Below are 16,725 nucleotides of genomic sequence, written 5' to 3'. Positions count from 1 at the left end.
GCGCACCCCCCATTACCTCGGGAAAGCGCCGCCAGCACTGGGCTGCCGTAAGACGGGCCCTTTTCGAACGCCCGATCCGTTCAGGGAAAGTGGGAACCGGTTTCCCGCCCGGAACGGTCGGCAAGATGGAGTAAAAGTTATGCGTCACGGTATTTCCGGCCGTAAGCTCAGCCGCAAGTCTCAGCACCGTACCGCCATGTTCCGCAACATGGCTGCCGCGCTGATCAAGCACGAGCAGATTCTCACCACGACTGCCAAGGCGAAGGAAATTCGCCCCTATGTCGAAAAGCTGATCACGCTCGCAAAGCGTGGCGGCCTGTCGAACCGTCGCCTTGCGGCCGCTCGCCTAATGGACGATGCGCAGCTGACCAAGCTGTTCGACGTTCTGGCAGAGCGTTACAAGGATCGTGATGGCGGCTACACCCGCATCATCAAGGCTGGCTACCGCGCATCCGACGCCGCAGCCATCGCCTATATCGAACTCGTCGACCGTGACGAGGACGCCAAGGGCCAGGACAGCGGCCCGGTGATGACCGAGGACGATTTCGAAGACGCGTAAATAGCCGTCACCCCAGCGGAAGCTGGGGTCTGGTTCTAAAAGGTCTCAATCTGTTTAGGCAGATCCCAGCTTTCGCTGGGATGACGAAATTAAGGGCTGCCGGAGCGATCCGGCGGCCCTTTTCTTTTGCGCGAATGCTGGCACAGTGCGCGCCATGATCCGGACTACTATTCTGACAGCCGCTGCGCTGTCGCTCGCCGTTCCTGCCGCCGCGCAATCGCAAGCCGAACTCGACGTAAGATACGACCGCGCCCTGGCTGCGGGATACAAAGCGATGTTCTTGTGCAGCGCGATTGCTAATGCGGAGCGGAATGGGGCAACCCGCACACCGGAAAGCGTGATGGAGTGGGAGCTTACGGGCATACAGTCGCCGCTCAATGAAATAGTCCGGGAGCTGCCCTACGAAATAAACCGGCACGAGGGTGGAAGCTTAAATTCAGTCAGTGTCACATGGGCAGAAGACATGCCACCGCGAACAGCTGATTCGCATGTGACGGGTGGCTGTTCGATCCGACCTATAGGCATGGAAGAGCGCGACGCATCCATCCGTGTAGCTGCCTATGAACGCGAAATCCCCGCTTGGTCCGTGAATGACAATGCTTTGGACGTCTCACTTCAGTCGGAGATTCAGAACAATGTTTTTGGAGAGGTCTACGGGAGTGACGCTCGCACCACCGCTTTTTTGATCCTTCATGGAAATCAAATCTTGCTTGAACGTTATGCGCCCGATTTCGGACCTGCGGTCCCGCAAAGAACGTGGTCGGTTGCAAAGAGCATCGCAGCAACGGTTGTTGGTGTTGCGGCTCATCGCGGCAATACCGACATGTCGGCTTCGGCTGGAATAGGTTTCGGAGAGGACGATCCAAGACGCGCAATCACGATCGATCATCTGTTGAGGATGGCGTCGGGGAGATACTCCGACACTCCGGGTAACCGCACTGATCCAATCTATTTCGGCGGAGCCACGGTAGACGAACGCGCCGCAAATTGGCCCCTTGTAGCCACCCCTGGCTCGCAGTTTCGCTACGCAAACAATGATACGCTAATGGCTATCGCCGCTTTGGATGAGACAAGCCGTAACCGGATACCGGCCACTTTGCTCTGGCTCAATATGCCGCATACAGTCGCCGAGACCGACTGGCGGGGTAATTACATCCTTTCCAGCCAAGTATGGTCCACTGCGCGCGATCTTGCGCGGCTCGGCCAACTTCATCTCGATGACGGCGTCCTTCCCGATGGCACGCGCATCCTTCCCGAAGGCTGGGTCGAGTATGTCTCCAGCCCCGCAGGCCCGCAGCCGGGTGGCTCGCGTGGCTGGGGTTATGGCGCGGGCTGGTGGCTGCTCAACCAGAGCGAAGGCATTCCCGCTGACACTTTCATGGCGGCGGGCAATCGCGGGCAATATATCGTTGTCGTGCCGAGCCGCGACATCGTGATCGTACGACGCGGGGAAGACCCTGCTGGCGGCTCCGGCTTCGATATCGAAGCCTTTACGCGCGATGTGCTTGCAGCGCTCGACGAGTAAAAAAGTCCGTTCATGCTGAGCTTGTCGGAAGCGAAGCTGGGCATCGCCCAACCATTGCTTTTCATTCTTGCATCGACTTTGAGAAAAGAAGGGCAACCCTTCGACAAGCTCAGGGTGACCGGATGGAGGGGGTAAATCCCTTGATCGCAACCGGTTTCATCACCAACTATATCGCCAACCGGAAACCCGCTTACCCATGAGGTTTTATGACTCGCAATCTCTTCGCCGCTGCTGCGGCCATCGCCATCATTGCCCCCGCCGCTAGCGCGCAGGATTTGACCGTGGGCGAATATCCCGAAACCCGACAGGGCGATGTGGTCGAGACGATCTTTGGCGAGGAAGTGGCCGATCCCTATCGCTGGCTTGAAGATGATGTGCGCAACAATGAAGAGGTCGCCGATTGGGTCGAGCGGCAGAATGCGCTGACCGATAGCTATCTCGAACTGCTCCCGGCGCGCGAGTGGTTTTCCGAGCGGATCGGTGAGCTGTTCGATTACGAACGCTTCGGCATTCCAACGGCGCGCGGCGACCGCTATTTCTACACCCGCAATTCCGGCCTGCAGAACCAGTCCCCGCTTTATGTGCAGGACGGTCTCACGGGGGAGCGCCGGGTGCTGATCGATCCCAATGAATGGGCTGATGATGGCGCGACTGCTCTGGCAGGCTGGGTGCCGTCTCCCGATGGATCCAAGTTGCTTTACAGCGTGCAGGATGGCGGCAGCGATTGGCGCATCGTCCGCGTGCTCGATGTCGAGACCGGTGAGCACATCGGCGGCGAAATCCGCTGGGTGAAATTCTCCGGCCTTAGCTGGGTGGGTGAGGAAGGCTTCGTCTATTCCCGCTTCCCGGAGCCAGAAGAAGGCGAGGATTTCCAAGCGCTCAACCTCAATCAGTCGGTCTATTATCACGCGCTCGGCACCGACCAGGCGGCAGACCAACTCGTTTATGCGACGCCGGATGCGCCCGAGCAGAACAATTTTGCTGGCACAAGCGACGATGGCCGCTGGATGACCATCCTCTCTTCCACCGGCACGGACTCACGCTATGAGGTCAACCTCGTGGATCTCGATGCGCGTGACGAGGATGGCTGGCGGATCATCCCGCTGGTCGAAGGGTTTGATCACAGCTGGGACCAGATCGGCAATGTCGGCTCCACGCTCTATTTTACCACCAATCACGAAGCGCCGCTCTACCGCATCGTCTCGATCGATATGGACAATCCGCAGGCGGGTTGGACCGAGATCGTTGCCGAACGCGATCAGCCGATCGCAGGCGCGAGCATGGTGGGTGATCACCTCGTCGTCGAATATCTCGAAGATGCGAGCTCCAGCGCATACGTCATGACGCTGGAGGGAGAACTGGTGCGCGAGATCGAATTTGCAGGCCTCGGCAGCGCAGGCGGCTTCGGTGGCAACGCCGACAGCAATGAGACCTTCTACAGCTTCTCCAGCTTCAATCGTCCCGGCACGATTTACCGCTATGATGTGGCGACTGGTGAAAACACCATCTTCGCCGCGCCGGAAGTCGGCTTCGATCCGGAAGACTTTGTCGTCGAGCAGCGCTTCTACGAAAGCCTCGACGGCACGCGCGTGCCGATGTTCATCGTGCGCCGCGCCGATGTGGCTGCCAGCGGGGAAGCAGTGCCGACGTTGCTATATGGCTATGGCGGCTTCGACATTTCGCTCACGCCCGGTTTCTCACCTTCGCGCCTTGCATGGGTTGAGGCAGGCGGCGCGTTCGTGATGGCGAATATCCGTGGCGGCGGCGAATATGGCCGCGCATGGCACGATGGCGGTCGCCGCGCGAACAAGCAGAACGTGTTCGATGATTTCATCTCTGCGGGCGAATTCCTGATTTCCGAAGGTGTCACGCCGGAAGATGGCCTTGCCATTCAGGGCGGCTCCAACGGCGGTCTGTTGGTGGGCGCGGTTGCGAACCAGCGTCCGGACCTTTTCGCTGCCGGGAATGCTGCGGTGGGCGTGATGGACATGCTGCGCTTCGACCAGTTCACTGCTGGCCGCTATTGGGTAGACGACTATGGCTATCCCGACCGCGAGGAAGACTGGCGCATCCTGCGGGCCTATTCGCCCTATCACAACATCCAGCCCGATACGGACTATCCGGCGCTGCTGGTGACGACGGCTGATACCGATGACCGTGTGGTGCCTGGCCACTCGTTCAAATACACCGCAGCCTTGCAGGCAGAGAACCTCGGCGAGCGCCCGCAATTGATCCGTATCGAGACCCGTGCGGGCCATGGTTCGGGCAAACCGACCGATAAGGCCATCGAGGAAGCATCTGATATTGCAGCATTCCTTGCCTATTGGACAGGGCTCAATCCGCAGGATGAGACTGTTCAGGAAAGCGACTAGTTTCCTGAACATTGGCTAACACGGGAGTTCAGTAAGGCCACAGGGCGAATCGCCTATAACCTTAATCACAGACGGGGAAATCCCGTCGATGAATTAAGGAGACGACCACATGAAGACCCTGACCAAAGCCCTGGCCAAAGGAACGCTTGCAACCGTCGCGGCTGGCGCGATGGCAGTTTCTGCGGCCGCTCCCGCCAATGCGCAGGACCGCTATCGCGACCGTGACGATGACGGCATTTCTGCCGGTGAAGTCATTGCCGGTGCGGTGATCCTGGGTGGCCTTGCCGCCATTATTGCTTCGGGCGACGATGACGATCGCTACGATTATCGTGACCGCCGCTACCGCGACCGTGACTATCGCGGCGACTACCGCCATCGCGATCGCCGCTATCGCAATGGCTATGACGGCTATGGCCCGCGTTCGAGCCGCCGCGCTGTTGAGCAGTGTGTCCGCGCAGCAGAACGCACTGCCCAGCGTTACACCGGTTCGCGTGCCGAAGTTTACGAAATTCGCGATGTCGACCGTGAACGTCGCGGTTACGAAATCGAAGGCCGTATCGCCGTTCAGGAATATCGCGGCGGACGCTATCGCGACTATCGCCGTGGCTATCGCAACAACGGCTGGGATACGGGCCGGTTCGAATGTGAATACCGCCGGGGCCGTGTCGTAGACATCGACTTCAGTGGCATCCGCGGCCTTTGAGCCCGGCATAGCCCACCAAAGTAAGGCGGTTCAGGCTGATGTCAGCCTGGGCCGCCTAGCCATGTCCGCAAGACTGAAACAGGGGTAGGTTCACCATGACCTTCAAACATTCGAAATTCGCTTCCACCGCTGCGATAGCCGCAGCCATATCGCTCGGCGCAACCCCAGCGGCTGCTGTCAAGCTGCCGATGCCTTCAGGAAATGCCGCGCAGATCGAAACCGGTGCTGCCGCAGAGCAGAACCACCACCACCGCTGGCGCCGCTATGATCGCCGCCACCGCAACCGCGTGGATGCAGGCGATGTGATTGCGGGCGTGTTGGTGCTGGGCACGATCGCCGCTGTCGCGGGCGTGTTCGACGGCGACGATGACCGCCGCGATCGCAATCGGGAGCGTGAGCGGTATCGCGACCGCGACTATGACAATCGCGATTATCGCGGGGATCGCTACGAAAGCGGCGGCATCGAACGCGCAGCTGATATGTGTGTCGAGCAGGTCGAGCGCGGGCGCGATCGTGTCAGCGATGTGCGTGACGCCTCTCGTCGGTCGGATGGCTGGCATGTCTCAGGTACGCTTGAAGCAGGCGGGAACTGGAACTGCTGGATCGACAATGACGGGCGCATCCGCAACATCGATTTCGGTGCGAGCAATTACCCCGTCGGCGATTACTCTGCGGGCGACCAATGGGATGATGGAGCTTACGCCCGGGCCCGTGCCAATACGCGTACGCCTGGCGATGGCGCTTACACCTATCGCAGCGCCGATGCTTCCGATGCGCAGACAAGCGCCCCGCAGCCGGACTATCCGGGGGGTCCGCTCCCCGGCGAGGAAGGCTATGGCAATGCGCCTGACTCCGGCGAGATCGACGCCGATCTCGACTAAGCGCGCCTCACACCTCGCGTGAGTAGCTCGGCAATTCGATAGACCAGATGAGCGCCGCGCCGCGCAGGGCAAACCCTGCCAGCGCTGCCACCGCCATGGAAAGTGTCTGGGGCACGCCCAGCAAGATCATCACCGCGCAGGATGCAGCGGCGAGCGCTGCGGCGGTGACGTAAAGCTCCGGCCGCATGATGATCGAGGGTACGCCAGCGATAACATCGCGAATGATCCCGCCGACGCAGCCGGTCACAATGCCCAGCACGATGGCAGCGAGAGGCGCAACGTCGAAAGCCAGCGCCTTGGCCGTGCCCAGCGTGCAGAACACGGCGAGACCCAATGCGTCCGCCCATTCGAGCCAGCGGCCCTCCCACCATTTGCGCGGGATGAACCATGCGATCAGCGCCGCGCCAAGGATCACCGGCAGCACCCAGAAATCGCGCAGCCAGAATGCCGGCACGCCGAGAAGCGCATCGCGCACCGATCCTCCGCCAACACCTGTAAGCAACGCGAAAAAGGCGCAGGTGACGAAAGTTTGCTTGAGCCGCGCTGCCAGCAGCGCGCCGGAGAGGGCGAAGACTGCCGTACCGCCCAGGTCGAGGAACGCGGGCAGGACCGGCGGAATGACTTCGACCGTGGTCACTTGGGCACCTTCACCCGCGCCTTGCGCCGACGGAACATCAGCGTGCAGCCAATCAGGGATCCGAGGACGGACAGTCCGGCAAACAGCACCAGCATCGTGTGATTGAATGTGCTCTGCTCCGTCAGATCGCGCGTTTGCAGATCCATGATGTGCAGGCCCCACATGAAGTCGAAGACCCGCCAGAAGCGTGTTCGTACCGCCGCGATCTGGCCGGTTCGCGCGTCGAAATAGATATGCGCGCCATCCTCCAGCGTCACCCGCCAGGACGGGATGGGACGGCGAAAATCGAAAGGTGACTCTTCGGCCGAGAATTGTTCGACGGCAACGGGGTTTTCGCCTCCCACGATCAGCCGCGCGGCGGCATCGCGGATGTAGGCTTCGTCGATTACCGGCAGCGGTTCTCCGGTCATATCGGCTGGCACGCGTTCCAGATTCCCATCTGCATCGGTCAGCAGCCACACGGGCCGCCCGTCCTGCATCTCAACCCGCATTTCACGATACCGCGGAATGTCATCCGTGGGGAAGGCGATGGGGGCCGGGTTGCCGGCAGGCAGCAGCGGCTCTTCCAGTACGGGCTTGCGCAAATGCGTGCCGCGAACTTCCTCGATCGGATTAATCACCATGACGAGGCCGGTCACCGTCCACATCAGGATCGGCACGCCGACCAGCCATCCAAGCCAGATGTGCCACTTGGCGAACAATCGCATCATTTTCTGCTGAGCCATGAGGCACTGCTAACGCGGCGGCGCTGTGTCTGCCAGCCCCGCCGCGCTGCAATTTTGCGGATTATTCGCCTTGTTGCGCAGCCATCATATCGAAGAGGGCGCGGTAATGCTTGGCCATGCGCAGGTCCGGGTCCACTGCCTCGACGATCCGCAGCCCGTCTGCAAAGGCGGAGCCGCCATTGACGAACATGACGAAGCCTTCGTCCGTTTCCGGGATGAACCAAACCTGCGCATGCTCGGCAAAATCATTGCCGCCATGGTTTAGGACAGTGCGACCCGGCTCTCCGAATAGCCCCCAGCCCAACGCATAGCCGAGCGGTTCCGGACACGCGTCGGCTTCCGCGACACAGACATAGCCGAGCTCGCTGTCCGAGCTCGACAGGAAGCGCTGACGCTCAAGCTGGAGCTCCGCGGAGAGACCGCCACCATCGAGCATAGCGACCAGAAACTGCGCGAAAGCGGGCACCGTCGCGTAGGCATTGTCGGCGGCGTTTACCGCTCCAACTTCGATCATCGCGCCTGACGGGTCATTGGTGAAGGGCACCCACGTCCGGCCTTCGCCATCCACCGGATCGGAAACGCGCCCCTCCAGCCACGCCTCGCGCGTCGGTGCGATTCCCGTAATGCCGAGCGGATCAAGCAATTCGCGATCGACAATTTCGGGGTAAGGGGCTTCGAAGCGGGCTTCCAGATAGCGCGCCAGCATCTGGATTGCGGCGCCCGAATAATGCACCTCCCCATTGCCCGGCTCGTCGATGAATGCCAGGCGACCGTCTTCGTAGGAGTATGGCCAGTTGAGCAGCCCTGCCTGGTGCGACAGGATGAGGCGCGGGGTCAGCTGGCTGTAGCGCGGATCGTCAGCCAGATCGGGATGGCGGTAAAATTCATGGATCGGATCGTCGAGCGACATTGCGCCGCGATCGACAAGCCGCAGGACCGTCTCCGCAATCAGAACCTTGGCGACGGAGGCTACATTGAAGGCCGTCTCGGGCCCGACTGGCTCACCGGCTCGCTCTTCGCCGTAATAACCGGTCCAGATCACTTCGCCGCCTTCGATGCGGGCCAGCCCGATACCGCCGATATTCTCCTGAACGACAAGCTCGCGTGCCAGGGCATCGACATGTGCGGGCGGCTCTGCGGATGAGGTGATGGCTGCGCTGTCCTCGACATGCGAGCAGGCAGTCGTCGCCAGGAGTGCGAGAGGTGCGATGAATTTCAACAAGATGGTGTCTCCCGAACCGGTGTATTAAGTCGGCAATACGCGTAGGTTGGAGGCGACTTGGTGTAAACCGGTCAGGTGGCGAAAAGCTGACTGCGATCTGCGAACGCCTTCATCTCGATCGCATTGCCGCTGGGATCGCGGAAAAACATCGTCGCCTGCTCACCGGGCTGGCCCTTGAACCGGATGTGCGGCTCGATTTCGAATTCCACGCCCGCCGCCGTCAGCCGGTCCGCCAGTTCCTGCCACTCTTCCATGCCGAGCACGATGCCGAAATGCGGCACAGGCACGTCGTGGCCGTCCACCGGATTGCTGCCGTGCCCTGCTTTCGCAACGATTGAAGGGGCCTGATGGGCGACGATCTGGTGCCCGTAGAAATCGAAATCGATCCAATCGTCGGAACTGCGGCCTTCGGCGCAGCCCATGATCTCTCCCCAGAACTCGCGCGCGGCGATCAGGTCATGCACGGGGAAGGCGAGATGGAAGGGCGAAAGGGTCATGAGTGTTTCCTTGGAGCTTTACTTGGCTTTCTCAGCGTTTTGGAATGCGCTTCAGGCCCAGCGCCAGGCCGAAACCGATGATTGGCGCTGCACCGTATCCTATCAGCGGAGAGGGGTAATTCGACATGATCGCGATCATGGAAAAGCCGAACAGCGTGCCGCCGATGGCGAAGCGCTTTTCCCGCGACAGGGGGAGGGCAAAGAGCATGATGAGGAACGCCGCCAGAAGCGCCGCGCCCAGCGCAATCGCTGCAAGGATATTCTCGCTCGCTGAATCGACCAGTACGCGCTCCACGAAGGGTTGCGGGGGCAATTCACCGCGCAGCGTCATCTGGATCGACGCAAGGAAGCCGAGGATTGCCGCGACGGCATATTTCCAGTCACGCTTGACGTGATGGATGCCTACCGCAGCGATGGTAAGCGCGAAGCCGGTCGCCGCATCGGGCTGCAGGAAAGCGGCGACCACGCCAAGCAGCAGGAAGGCGGCCCCATAACGATGCCGCGCGGCCAGCACTGCAAGGGGCGGTGCGGCGATCATTCCGGTATGCAGATTGAGCGAGCCGAGCGGGAACCATCGGGCGACGCGGTCTCCGGTCACCGATGTCATCTCCGGACCCACCCAGATGGGGCTGACAAGGATCACCAGCAACGCAGCGAGAAGCATATGGCGGCTGAGCGAAGTATGCGGGCCGCGGCCTATCGCAACCCACACCAGCATTATCGCCAATACGCCGAGATTGGTCAGCGCGTAATGCGCGGGCGCTCCGGCCAGTGTCATCCATGCTGCACCCACCACAACGGGTATCGCCAATGCCGCGAGGGCAGGGAGGCGATCCCGCAACAGGGGCCGCAGCAGCGGCATCAGATGTGGATTGGCTTGCCTTGCACGCCCATCGCGGCTTCCTTCAACGCTTCGGCATGGGTCGGGTGCGCGTGACAGGTGTAGGCGATGTCTTCGCTCGTCGCGCCGAATTCCATGGCGAGCGCGGCTTCGGCGATCATCGTTCCGGCGACGCTGGCGATGGCCCAGATGCCGAGCACCCGGTCGCTTTCAGCTTCGGCGATGACTTTCACCAGGCCGTCGGGCTCATGATTGGTCTTCGCGCGGCTGTTCGCCATCATGGGGAACTTGCTCGTCTTGATGGCCTTCTTGTCGCCGCCCATCTTTTCGATCGCCTGCTCTTCAGTCAGGCCGACACCGGCGATTTCGGGGAGGGTGTAGACGACGCTGGGGATCACATCGTGGTTCACGATGCCAGTCTGTCCGGCAATCCACTCAGCCACGGCGATGCCCTCATCCTCTGCCTTGTGGGCGAGCATCGGGCCAGGCACGCAGTCGCCGATGGCGCGCACGCCGTCGACAGCAGTGCGGAATTCGTGATCGACTTCGATCTGGCCGCGTTCATTGGTTTCAAGGCCGATGTTTTCGAGGCCCAGGCCATCGGTATTGGGCTTGCGACCGATCGACACCAGCACGCAATCGACGGTCATCGTCTCCTCATCGCCGCCCTTGGCAGGCTCCATCGTCAGCGTGGCTTTCTTGCCTTTGACGGTGCAGCCGGTGACCTTGGTGCCGAGCTTGAATTCGATGCCCTGCTTCTTGAAGATCTTGCGCGATTCCTTGCGGATATCGGCGTCCATGCCGGGCAGGATCTCGTCGAGGAATTCAATGCAGGTGACTTTCGCGCCAAGGCGACGCCAGACGGAACCAAGCTCCAGACCGATCACGCCGCCGCCGATGACGACCATTTCCTTGGGCACTTTCGGCAATTCAAGCGCGCCGGTGGAATCCACCACAACGTGCTTGGAATTGTCGATTTCGATGCCGCCCAACGGGGTGACGCTGGAACCTGTGGCGATCACCACTTCCTTTGCTGTCACCGTCTCGTCACCTACCTTGACGGTGTGTGCATCCTGGAATGTGGCATGGCCCTTCTTCCAGTCGACCTTGTTCTTCTTGAACAGGAACGCGACGCCCTTCGTCAGTCCTTCGACCGCGTCGAGGCGCTGGCCGTGCATCTTTTCCATGTTGAGCTTCGGCGTAACGTCGATGCCCATTTCGGCCATCGTGCCATTGGTCGCCGCGTCGAAATATTCGGACGCATGCAGCATCGCCTTGGAAGGGATGCAGCCGACGTTGAGGCAAGTGCCGCCAAGCGTCTCGCGGCTTTCCGCACAAGCGGTCTTCAGCCCGAGCTGCGCCGCACGGATCGCGGCGACATAGCCGCCTGGGCCAGCACCAATAACAAGGACGTCGTAATCGTATTCAGCCATCAGTCTTTCCTCAAAGATCAATCAGCATCCGCATGGGATCTTCGATTGCCTCTTTCATGATTTTCAGCGCGGTCACAGCTTCGCGCCCGTCGATAATGCGGTGGTCGTATGACAGGGCGAGGTACATCATCGGGCGGATGACGACTTCGCCATTCACGGCCACCGGGCGATCTTCGATGCGGTGGAGACCCAGCACGGCGCTCTGCGGCGGATTGATGATCGGAGTCGACATCAGCGATCCGAAAACGCCGCCATTGGAAATGGTGAACGTGCCGCCCTGCATGTCTTCCATCTTGAGCGAGCCTTCCTTGGCGCGCTTGCCGTAATCGGCGATGGCGAGTTCGATTTCGGCAAAGCTCATCTGGTCGATGCTGCGCACCACCGGCACAACGAGACCGTTCGGCGCGCTGACGGCAACCGACAGGTCGACATAGTCGTGATAGACGATTTCATCGCCGTCGATCTGCGCATTCACCGCGGGAACATCCTTCAGCGCCAGCGCCGCAGCCTTGGCGAAGAAGCTCATGAAGCCGAGTTTGATACCGTGCTTCTTGGCGAAGACTTCCTTGTAGGCTTCGCGCGCTTCGATCACGGCAGTCATGTCGCAATCGTTGAAGGTGGTGAGCAGCGCCGCCTCTTCCTGCGCGCCTTTCAGACGCTTGGCGATGGTCTGGCGCATGCGCGTCATCTTGACGCGTTCTTCGCGGCGCTCACCCCTGGCGGATGGAGCCGGCGCCGCAGCCGGAGCTTCGGTAGAAGTGGACGCGCCACTATCGCTGCCCTTGGCCTTGGCCGCAGCGACCACGTCTTCCTTCGTCAGGCGGCCATCCTTGCCGGAGCCCTTGATGGTGGTGGGATCGACACCGTGTTCGATCACCGCACGGCGCACGGCAGGGGACATGGTGACGGAGCCATCATCGGAAGAGGCGTTGCCACCATTGTCGCGCTTCTCGTTTCCCTCTTCACGCTCTTGCTTGGCGCGGCCAGCCTGTTCGCCATTGGTGGCGGCGGGCGCGGCACCTTCGGCGATGACAGCAATCACGGCGCCGACTTCGACGGTGTCACCGACTTCGACCTTGAAGCTTTCGATCACGCCCGCGACGGGCGAAGGGGCCTCCACTGCGACCTTGTCGGTCTCGAGGCTCATGATCGGCTCGTCGGCTGCCACGGCATCGCCGGGCTGCTTCAGAAATTCGCCAACGGTGGCTTCGGTGACCGATTCACCCAGTGTCGGAACTTTAACTTCGGTTGCCATGTGTATTTTCCCTTGGCTTCCTGATCAGGACTTGCGCGCTTTGCGCTTGGCATTGGTGGCACCGCGTTCGGACAGGCCGAGCGCGACGGAGACGAGGGCTTCCTGCTGCGCCTGGTGGCGGCTGGCAAAGCCGGTTGCGGGCGATGCAGCTTCCTCACGCCCGGCATAGGTCGGGCGCATGCCCTTGTGTCCGGCGGCAGTCAGCGCTTCTTCGATGCGGTTCTGCACGAAGAACCATGCGCCATTGTTGTGCGGTTCTTCCTGGCACCAGACGACTTCTTCCAGATTGGTCATACGCTTCAGGCGCACGGCCAGCGGTTCGCCGGGGAAGGGGTAGAGCTGCTCGATACGGACGACCGATACATCGTCGATCTTTTCCTCATCGCGCTTGTCCATCAAATCGTAAGAGACCTTGCCGCTGCACAGGACGAGGCGTTTCACCTTGGTGTCGGCCACTTCCTTGCGATCCGACAGGATGCGCATGAAATGGCTCTTGCCCATGAATTGCGAGGCATCGGATTTGGCATCCGGATGCCGCAGCAGGCTCTTGGGCGTCATGATGACCATCGGCTTGCGGAACGGGCGCAGCATCTGGCGGCGAAGCACGTGGAAGTAATTCGCCGGGCTGGTGATGTTCAGCACCTGGATGTTGTCATTCGCGCACAGCTGCAGGAAGCGCTCGAGGCGGGCAGAGGAGTGCTCCGGACCCTGGCCTTCATAGCCATGCGGCAGCAGCAGCACGAGGCCGTTGGCGCGCATCCACTTCACTTCACCGGCAGCGATGAACTGGTCGATCATGATCTGCGCACCGTTGGCGAAATCGCCGAACTGCGCTTCCCACATCACCAGCGTTTTCGGGTCCGCCATGGCAAAGCCATATTCGAAGCCGAGCACGCCGAATTCGCTGAGCGTGGAATCGTAGACTTCAAACTTGCCGTGCGGCAGCGTGGCGAGCGGGATGTATTTGTCCTCGCTATCCTGGTCGACCCAGATGGCATGGCGCTGGCTGAATGTGCCGCGGCCCGAATCCTGGCCGGACAGGCGCACGCCGAAACCTTCTGTCACCAGACTGCCAAAGGCCAGCGCTTCTGCCGTTGCCCAGTCGAAGCCTTCGCCGCTGCTGAACATTTCGCGCTTGGCATCGAGCACGCGGTTGAGCGTCTTGTGGACCGTATGATCCTCAGGGACCGTGGTCAGCGTACGGCCAAGGCTGTCGAACAACTTCTTAGGCAGGGCGGTGTCGACATTGCGGCGCGCGGTTTCCGGGTCGACGGGCTTGTGCAGTCCGCTCCAGCGCCCGGCGAACCAATCGACTTCGTTGGGCTTGTAATCCTTCGCCTTCTCGAATTCCTCATCGAGGTGCGAGATGAATTCCTGCCGCGCATCGGCCAGCGCCTCGTCACCGATGACGCCTTCTTCTTTCAATCGGCTGGAATAGATTTCCGACACGCGCGTGTGCTTGCGGATTTCCTTGTACATCAGCGGCTGGGTGAAGCTCGGCTCATCGCCTTCATTGTGGCCGAAGCGGCGATAGCACCACATGTCGATCACGATATCGCGCTTGAAAGTCTGGCGGTATTCGACCGCGAGCTTGCAGGCGAACGTCACCGCTTCGGGATCGTCACCGTTTACGTGCAGGATCGGGGCCTGGATGCCCTTGGCCACGTCCGATGGGTAGGGGGACGATCTGGCGAATTTGGGGCTGGTCGTAAAACCGATCTGGTTATTGATGATGAAGTGCAGGCAGCCGCCCGTGTCATAGCCCTGCACGCCCGACAGGCTGAGGCTTTCCCATACCACGCCCTGTCCCGCGAAGGCCGCATCGCCATGGATCAGAACGGGCAGCACCTTTTCATGTGCGGCAAGGTCATCATGCATGGCCTGCTGTGCGCGGGTCTTGCCGAGGACAACCGGATTCACCGCTTCGAGATGGCTGGGATTGGGGACCAGCGACATGTGCACCTTGATGCCGTCGAATTCGCGGTCGGTGCTGGTGCCGAGGTGGTATTTCACATCGCCCGATCCGCCGACATCCTCCGGATTGGCGGAACCGCCGGAGAATTCGTGGAAGATCACGCGGTATGGCTTGGCCATCACATTGGCGAGCACGTTCAACCGACCGCGGTGGGCCATGCCGTAAATGATTTCGCGCACGCCGGAGCTGCCGCCATATTTGATGACCGCTTCCAGCGCCGGGATCATGGCTTCACCGCCGTCGAGGCCGAAACGCTTCGTGCCGACGTATTTCTTGGCGAGATACTTCTCGTATTCCTCACCGCGAACCACAGCCTTCAGGATCGCTTCCTTACCTTCGGGCGTGAACTGGATCGTCTCTTCGGGGCTTTCGAACTTGTCCTGCAGGAAACGCCGCTCGGTCGTGTCGGCGATGTGCATGTATTCGAGGCCGACGTGGCCACAGTACGTGGCGCGCAGCGTTTCATACAGCTTGCCGATGGTGACCCATTCATATCCGAACACGCCGCCAACGAAGACTTCCTTGTCTTCCTTGCCATCGAAGCCGTGCCATTTGAGCGACAGGTCGGCCGGCTCTTCGCGGTGGGTCAGGCCCAGTGGATCGAGATTGGCCGCCATGTGCCCGCGCACACGGTAAAGCCGGATCAGCAGCATCGCCTGGATCGAATCCCGGCATGCTTCCTCCACGCTCGCCGTGTCTGTCGGCTTGCCCGCCTTGGCGGCTGCTTCCTTGACTGCGGCCATCATCTCGGTCGGGTCCATCGCCGCATCGAGATCGGGCGCGGCGTCGGTCAGCGGCCAGCGCGGATTGCCCCAGCTCGGCCCCTTTTGGGGGCCTTCCTGGTCAGGCATTTCGGGGAGAAAATTGTCCGGTTCTTTACCCATGGGGCACCTTTGAACGCCGCGAAGGCGCGTTAGCGTTACGCCAGTTCTTTGAGCAGCGCGTCGAGCGTCGTGCCAAGTTCGCTGGGGGAGGGGGAGACGCGGATGCCCGCATCTTCCATCGCCGCGATCTTGTCTTCAGCGCCGCCTTTGCCGCCCGAAACGATAGCCCCTGCGTGGCCCATCCGGCGGCCCGGAGGCGCAGTGCGACCGGCGATGAAGCCGACCATCGGCTTGCTCCGGCCCTTGGCTGCTTCCTGCTTGATGAATTCGGCGGCTTCTTCTTCGGCGCTGCCGCCGATTTCGCCGATCATGATGATCGATTTGGTTTCCTCATCGTCGAGGAACATGTCGAGCACGTCGATAAAGTTGGTGCCGTTGACCGGGTCACCGCCAATGCCGACAGCGGTCGTCTGGCCGAGGCCGACGGCGGTGGTCTGGTGCACGGCTTCATAGGTGAGCGTGCCCGAGCGCGAGACGACACCGACGCTGCCCTTCTTGAAGATCTTGCCCGGCATGATGCCGATCTTGCATTCTTCCGGGGTCAGGACACCGGGGCAGTTGGGGCCGATCAGGCGCGACTTGGAGCCGGTGAGCGCGCGCTTCACGGTGATCATGTCCATGACCGGAACGCCTTCGGTGATCGTGATGATCAGCTCGACCTCGGCCTCGATCGCCTCGAGGATCGCGTCGGCAGCGAAGGGCGGCGGCACGTAGATGCAGCTCGCGGTCGCGCCGGTGGCTTCCTTGGCTTCACGCACAGTGTTGAACTGCGGCAGGCCGAGATGCTCGGTGCCGCCTTTGCCCGGTGTCACACCCGCAACCATCTGCGTCCCGTAATCGAGCGCCTGCTGCGTGTGAAAAGTACCGGTGTTGCCGGTCATCCCCTGGGTGATGACCTTGGTGTCTTTGTTTACGAGGATGGACATTAAAAACTCCAGATTTGGCCCTGAGGAGGTCGAGCTTCGCGCTCTCCAACTCGGACGAATTCAATTTTTCGCTCGTCGATGTTGCCTTGGCAATCAAACTTCATGTCGTACTGATCTGCAAGATCCTCAGGCGGCTGGCTGAAGGTGAAAGTGCCATCAGCTTCGAACGCAATCTCTTCGGCTCTCATAACGGCCATCGTATGCTGGTGAGTCGCTTCGTCCCGGTCCCCATAAAGGTTGGAGAACTCCGCTCGCCATACGCCCGTGCAGCCGTTTAAAGCCGCCATCTG

15 protein-coding genes are annotated in these 16,725 nt (G+C 61.1%); 5 read left to right on the top strand and 10 right to left on the bottom strand.

What is annotated here, in order from left to right; genetic code table 11:
* Positions 1 to 139 precede the first annotated feature (139 nt).
* The 5 genes from rplQ (at position 140) to O2N64_RS14255 (ending at position 6,040) form a co-directional block, all read left to right on the top strand.
* Positions 140 to 559 (top strand): 50S ribosomal protein L17, encoded by a 420-nt coding sequence (gene rplQ, locus O2N64_RS14275; RefSeq protein WP_271078244.1) that lies wholly within the window; start codon positions 140 to 142, stop codon positions 557 to 559.
* A gap of 154 nt (positions 560 to 713) precedes the next feature.
* Complete coding sequence (locus tag O2N64_RS14270) at positions 714 to 2,084, top strand: serine hydrolase domain-containing protein (protein ID WP_333781566.1); 1,371 nt, start codon at positions 714 to 716, stop codon at positions 2,082 to 2,084.
* A 206-nt stretch (positions 2,085 to 2,290) separates the two neighbouring features.
* Positions 2,291 to 4,456, top strand: coding sequence for a prolyl oligopeptidase family serine peptidase (locus O2N64_RS14265; RefSeq protein WP_271078242.1), 2,166 nt, complete (start codon positions 2,291 to 2,293; stop codon positions 4,454 to 4,456).
* A 109-nt stretch (positions 4,457 to 4,565) separates the two neighbouring features.
* Positions 4,566 to 5,159, top strand: coding sequence for a hypothetical protein (locus tag O2N64_RS14260; RefSeq protein WP_271078241.1), 594 nt, complete (start codon positions 4,566 to 4,568; stop codon positions 5,157 to 5,159).
* A gap of 95 nt (positions 5,160 to 5,254) precedes the next feature.
* Entirely contained in the window at positions 5,255 to 6,040 is a 786-nt protein-coding gene (locus O2N64_RS14255; protein WP_271078240.1) for a hypothetical protein, read from the top strand.
* 7 nt (positions 6,041 to 6,047) lie between these two features.
* Here O2N64_RS14255 and O2N64_RS14250 read toward each other — a convergent pair whose 3' ends face one another.
* From O2N64_RS14250 to O2N64_RS14205, 10 genes are all read right to left on the bottom strand, one after another.
* Positions 6,048 to 6,677: a trimeric intracellular cation channel family protein gene (locus tag O2N64_RS14250; protein WP_271078239.1), complete on the bottom strand. Its 630-nt coding sequence runs from the start codon at positions 6,675 to 6,677 to the stop codon at positions 6,048 to 6,050.
* On the bottom strand, positions 6,674 to 7,402 hold the full coding sequence (locus O2N64_RS14245; RefSeq protein ID WP_271078238.1) for a PepSY domain-containing protein: 729 nt from the start codon (positions 7,400 to 7,402) through the stop codon (positions 6,674 to 6,676). Before O2N64_RS14245 ends, O2N64_RS14250 begins: the two co-directional genes overlap by 4 nt.
* 61 nt (positions 7,403 to 7,463) lie before the next feature.
* Positions 7,464 to 8,624 carry a serine hydrolase domain-containing protein gene (locus O2N64_RS14240; RefSeq protein ID WP_271078237.1) on the bottom strand — a complete coding sequence of 387 codons (1,161 nt, stop codon included), beginning with the start codon at positions 8,622 to 8,624 and terminating at the stop codon, positions 7,464 to 7,466.
* Between the two features lie 71 nt (positions 8,625 to 8,695).
* On the bottom strand, positions 8,696 to 9,121 hold the full coding sequence (locus O2N64_RS14235) for a VOC family protein (RefSeq protein WP_271078236.1): 426 nt from the start codon (positions 9,119 to 9,121) through the stop codon (positions 8,696 to 8,698).
* Positions 9,122 to 9,152: 31 nt separating this feature from the next.
* Positions 9,153 to 9,932, bottom strand: coding sequence for a hypothetical protein (locus O2N64_RS14230; protein ID WP_271078235.1), 780 nt, complete (start codon positions 9,930 to 9,932; stop codon positions 9,153 to 9,155).
* 50 nt (positions 9,933 to 9,982) lie between these two features.
* Positions 9,983 to 11,395 carry a dihydrolipoyl dehydrogenase gene (gene lpdA / locus O2N64_RS14225; RefSeq protein ID WP_271078234.1) on the bottom strand — a complete coding sequence of 471 codons (1,413 nt, stop codon included), beginning with the start codon at positions 11,393 to 11,395 and terminating at the stop codon, positions 9,983 to 9,985.
* A 10-nt stretch (positions 11,396 to 11,405) separates the two neighbouring features.
* Complete coding sequence (gene odhB / locus O2N64_RS14220; protein WP_271078233.1) at positions 11,406 to 12,650, bottom strand: 2-oxoglutarate dehydrogenase complex dihydrolipoyllysine-residue succinyltransferase; 1,245 nt, start codon at positions 12,648 to 12,650, stop codon at positions 11,406 to 11,408.
* 24 nt (positions 12,651 to 12,674) lie between these two features.
* On the bottom strand, positions 12,675 to 15,509 hold the full coding sequence (locus tag O2N64_RS14215; protein WP_271078232.1) for a 2-oxoglutarate dehydrogenase E1 component: 2,835 nt from the start codon (positions 15,507 to 15,509) through the stop codon (positions 12,675 to 12,677).
* A gap of 35 nt (positions 15,510 to 15,544) precedes the next feature.
* Positions 15,545 to 16,435, bottom strand: coding sequence for a succinate--CoA ligase subunit alpha (gene sucD, locus O2N64_RS14210; RefSeq protein WP_271078231.1), 891 nt, complete (start codon positions 16,433 to 16,435; stop codon positions 15,545 to 15,547).
* Positions 16,435 to 16,722: a hypothetical protein gene (locus O2N64_RS14205; protein WP_271078230.1), complete on the bottom strand. Its 288-nt coding sequence runs from the start codon at positions 16,720 to 16,722 to the stop codon at positions 16,435 to 16,437. Before O2N64_RS14205 ends, sucD begins: the two co-directional genes overlap by 1 nt.
* Between the last annotated feature and the right edge of the window lie 3 nt (positions 16,723 to 16,725).

The sequence above is a fragment of the Aurantiacibacter sp. MUD61 genome (assembly GCF_027912455.1).
Classification (GTDB): Bacteria; Pseudomonadota; Alphaproteobacteria; order Sphingomonadales; family Sphingomonadaceae; genus Alteraurantiacibacter.
Note: the sequence above shows the minus strand (reverse complement) of the source record. Positions and strands in the feature narration are given on the sequence as shown.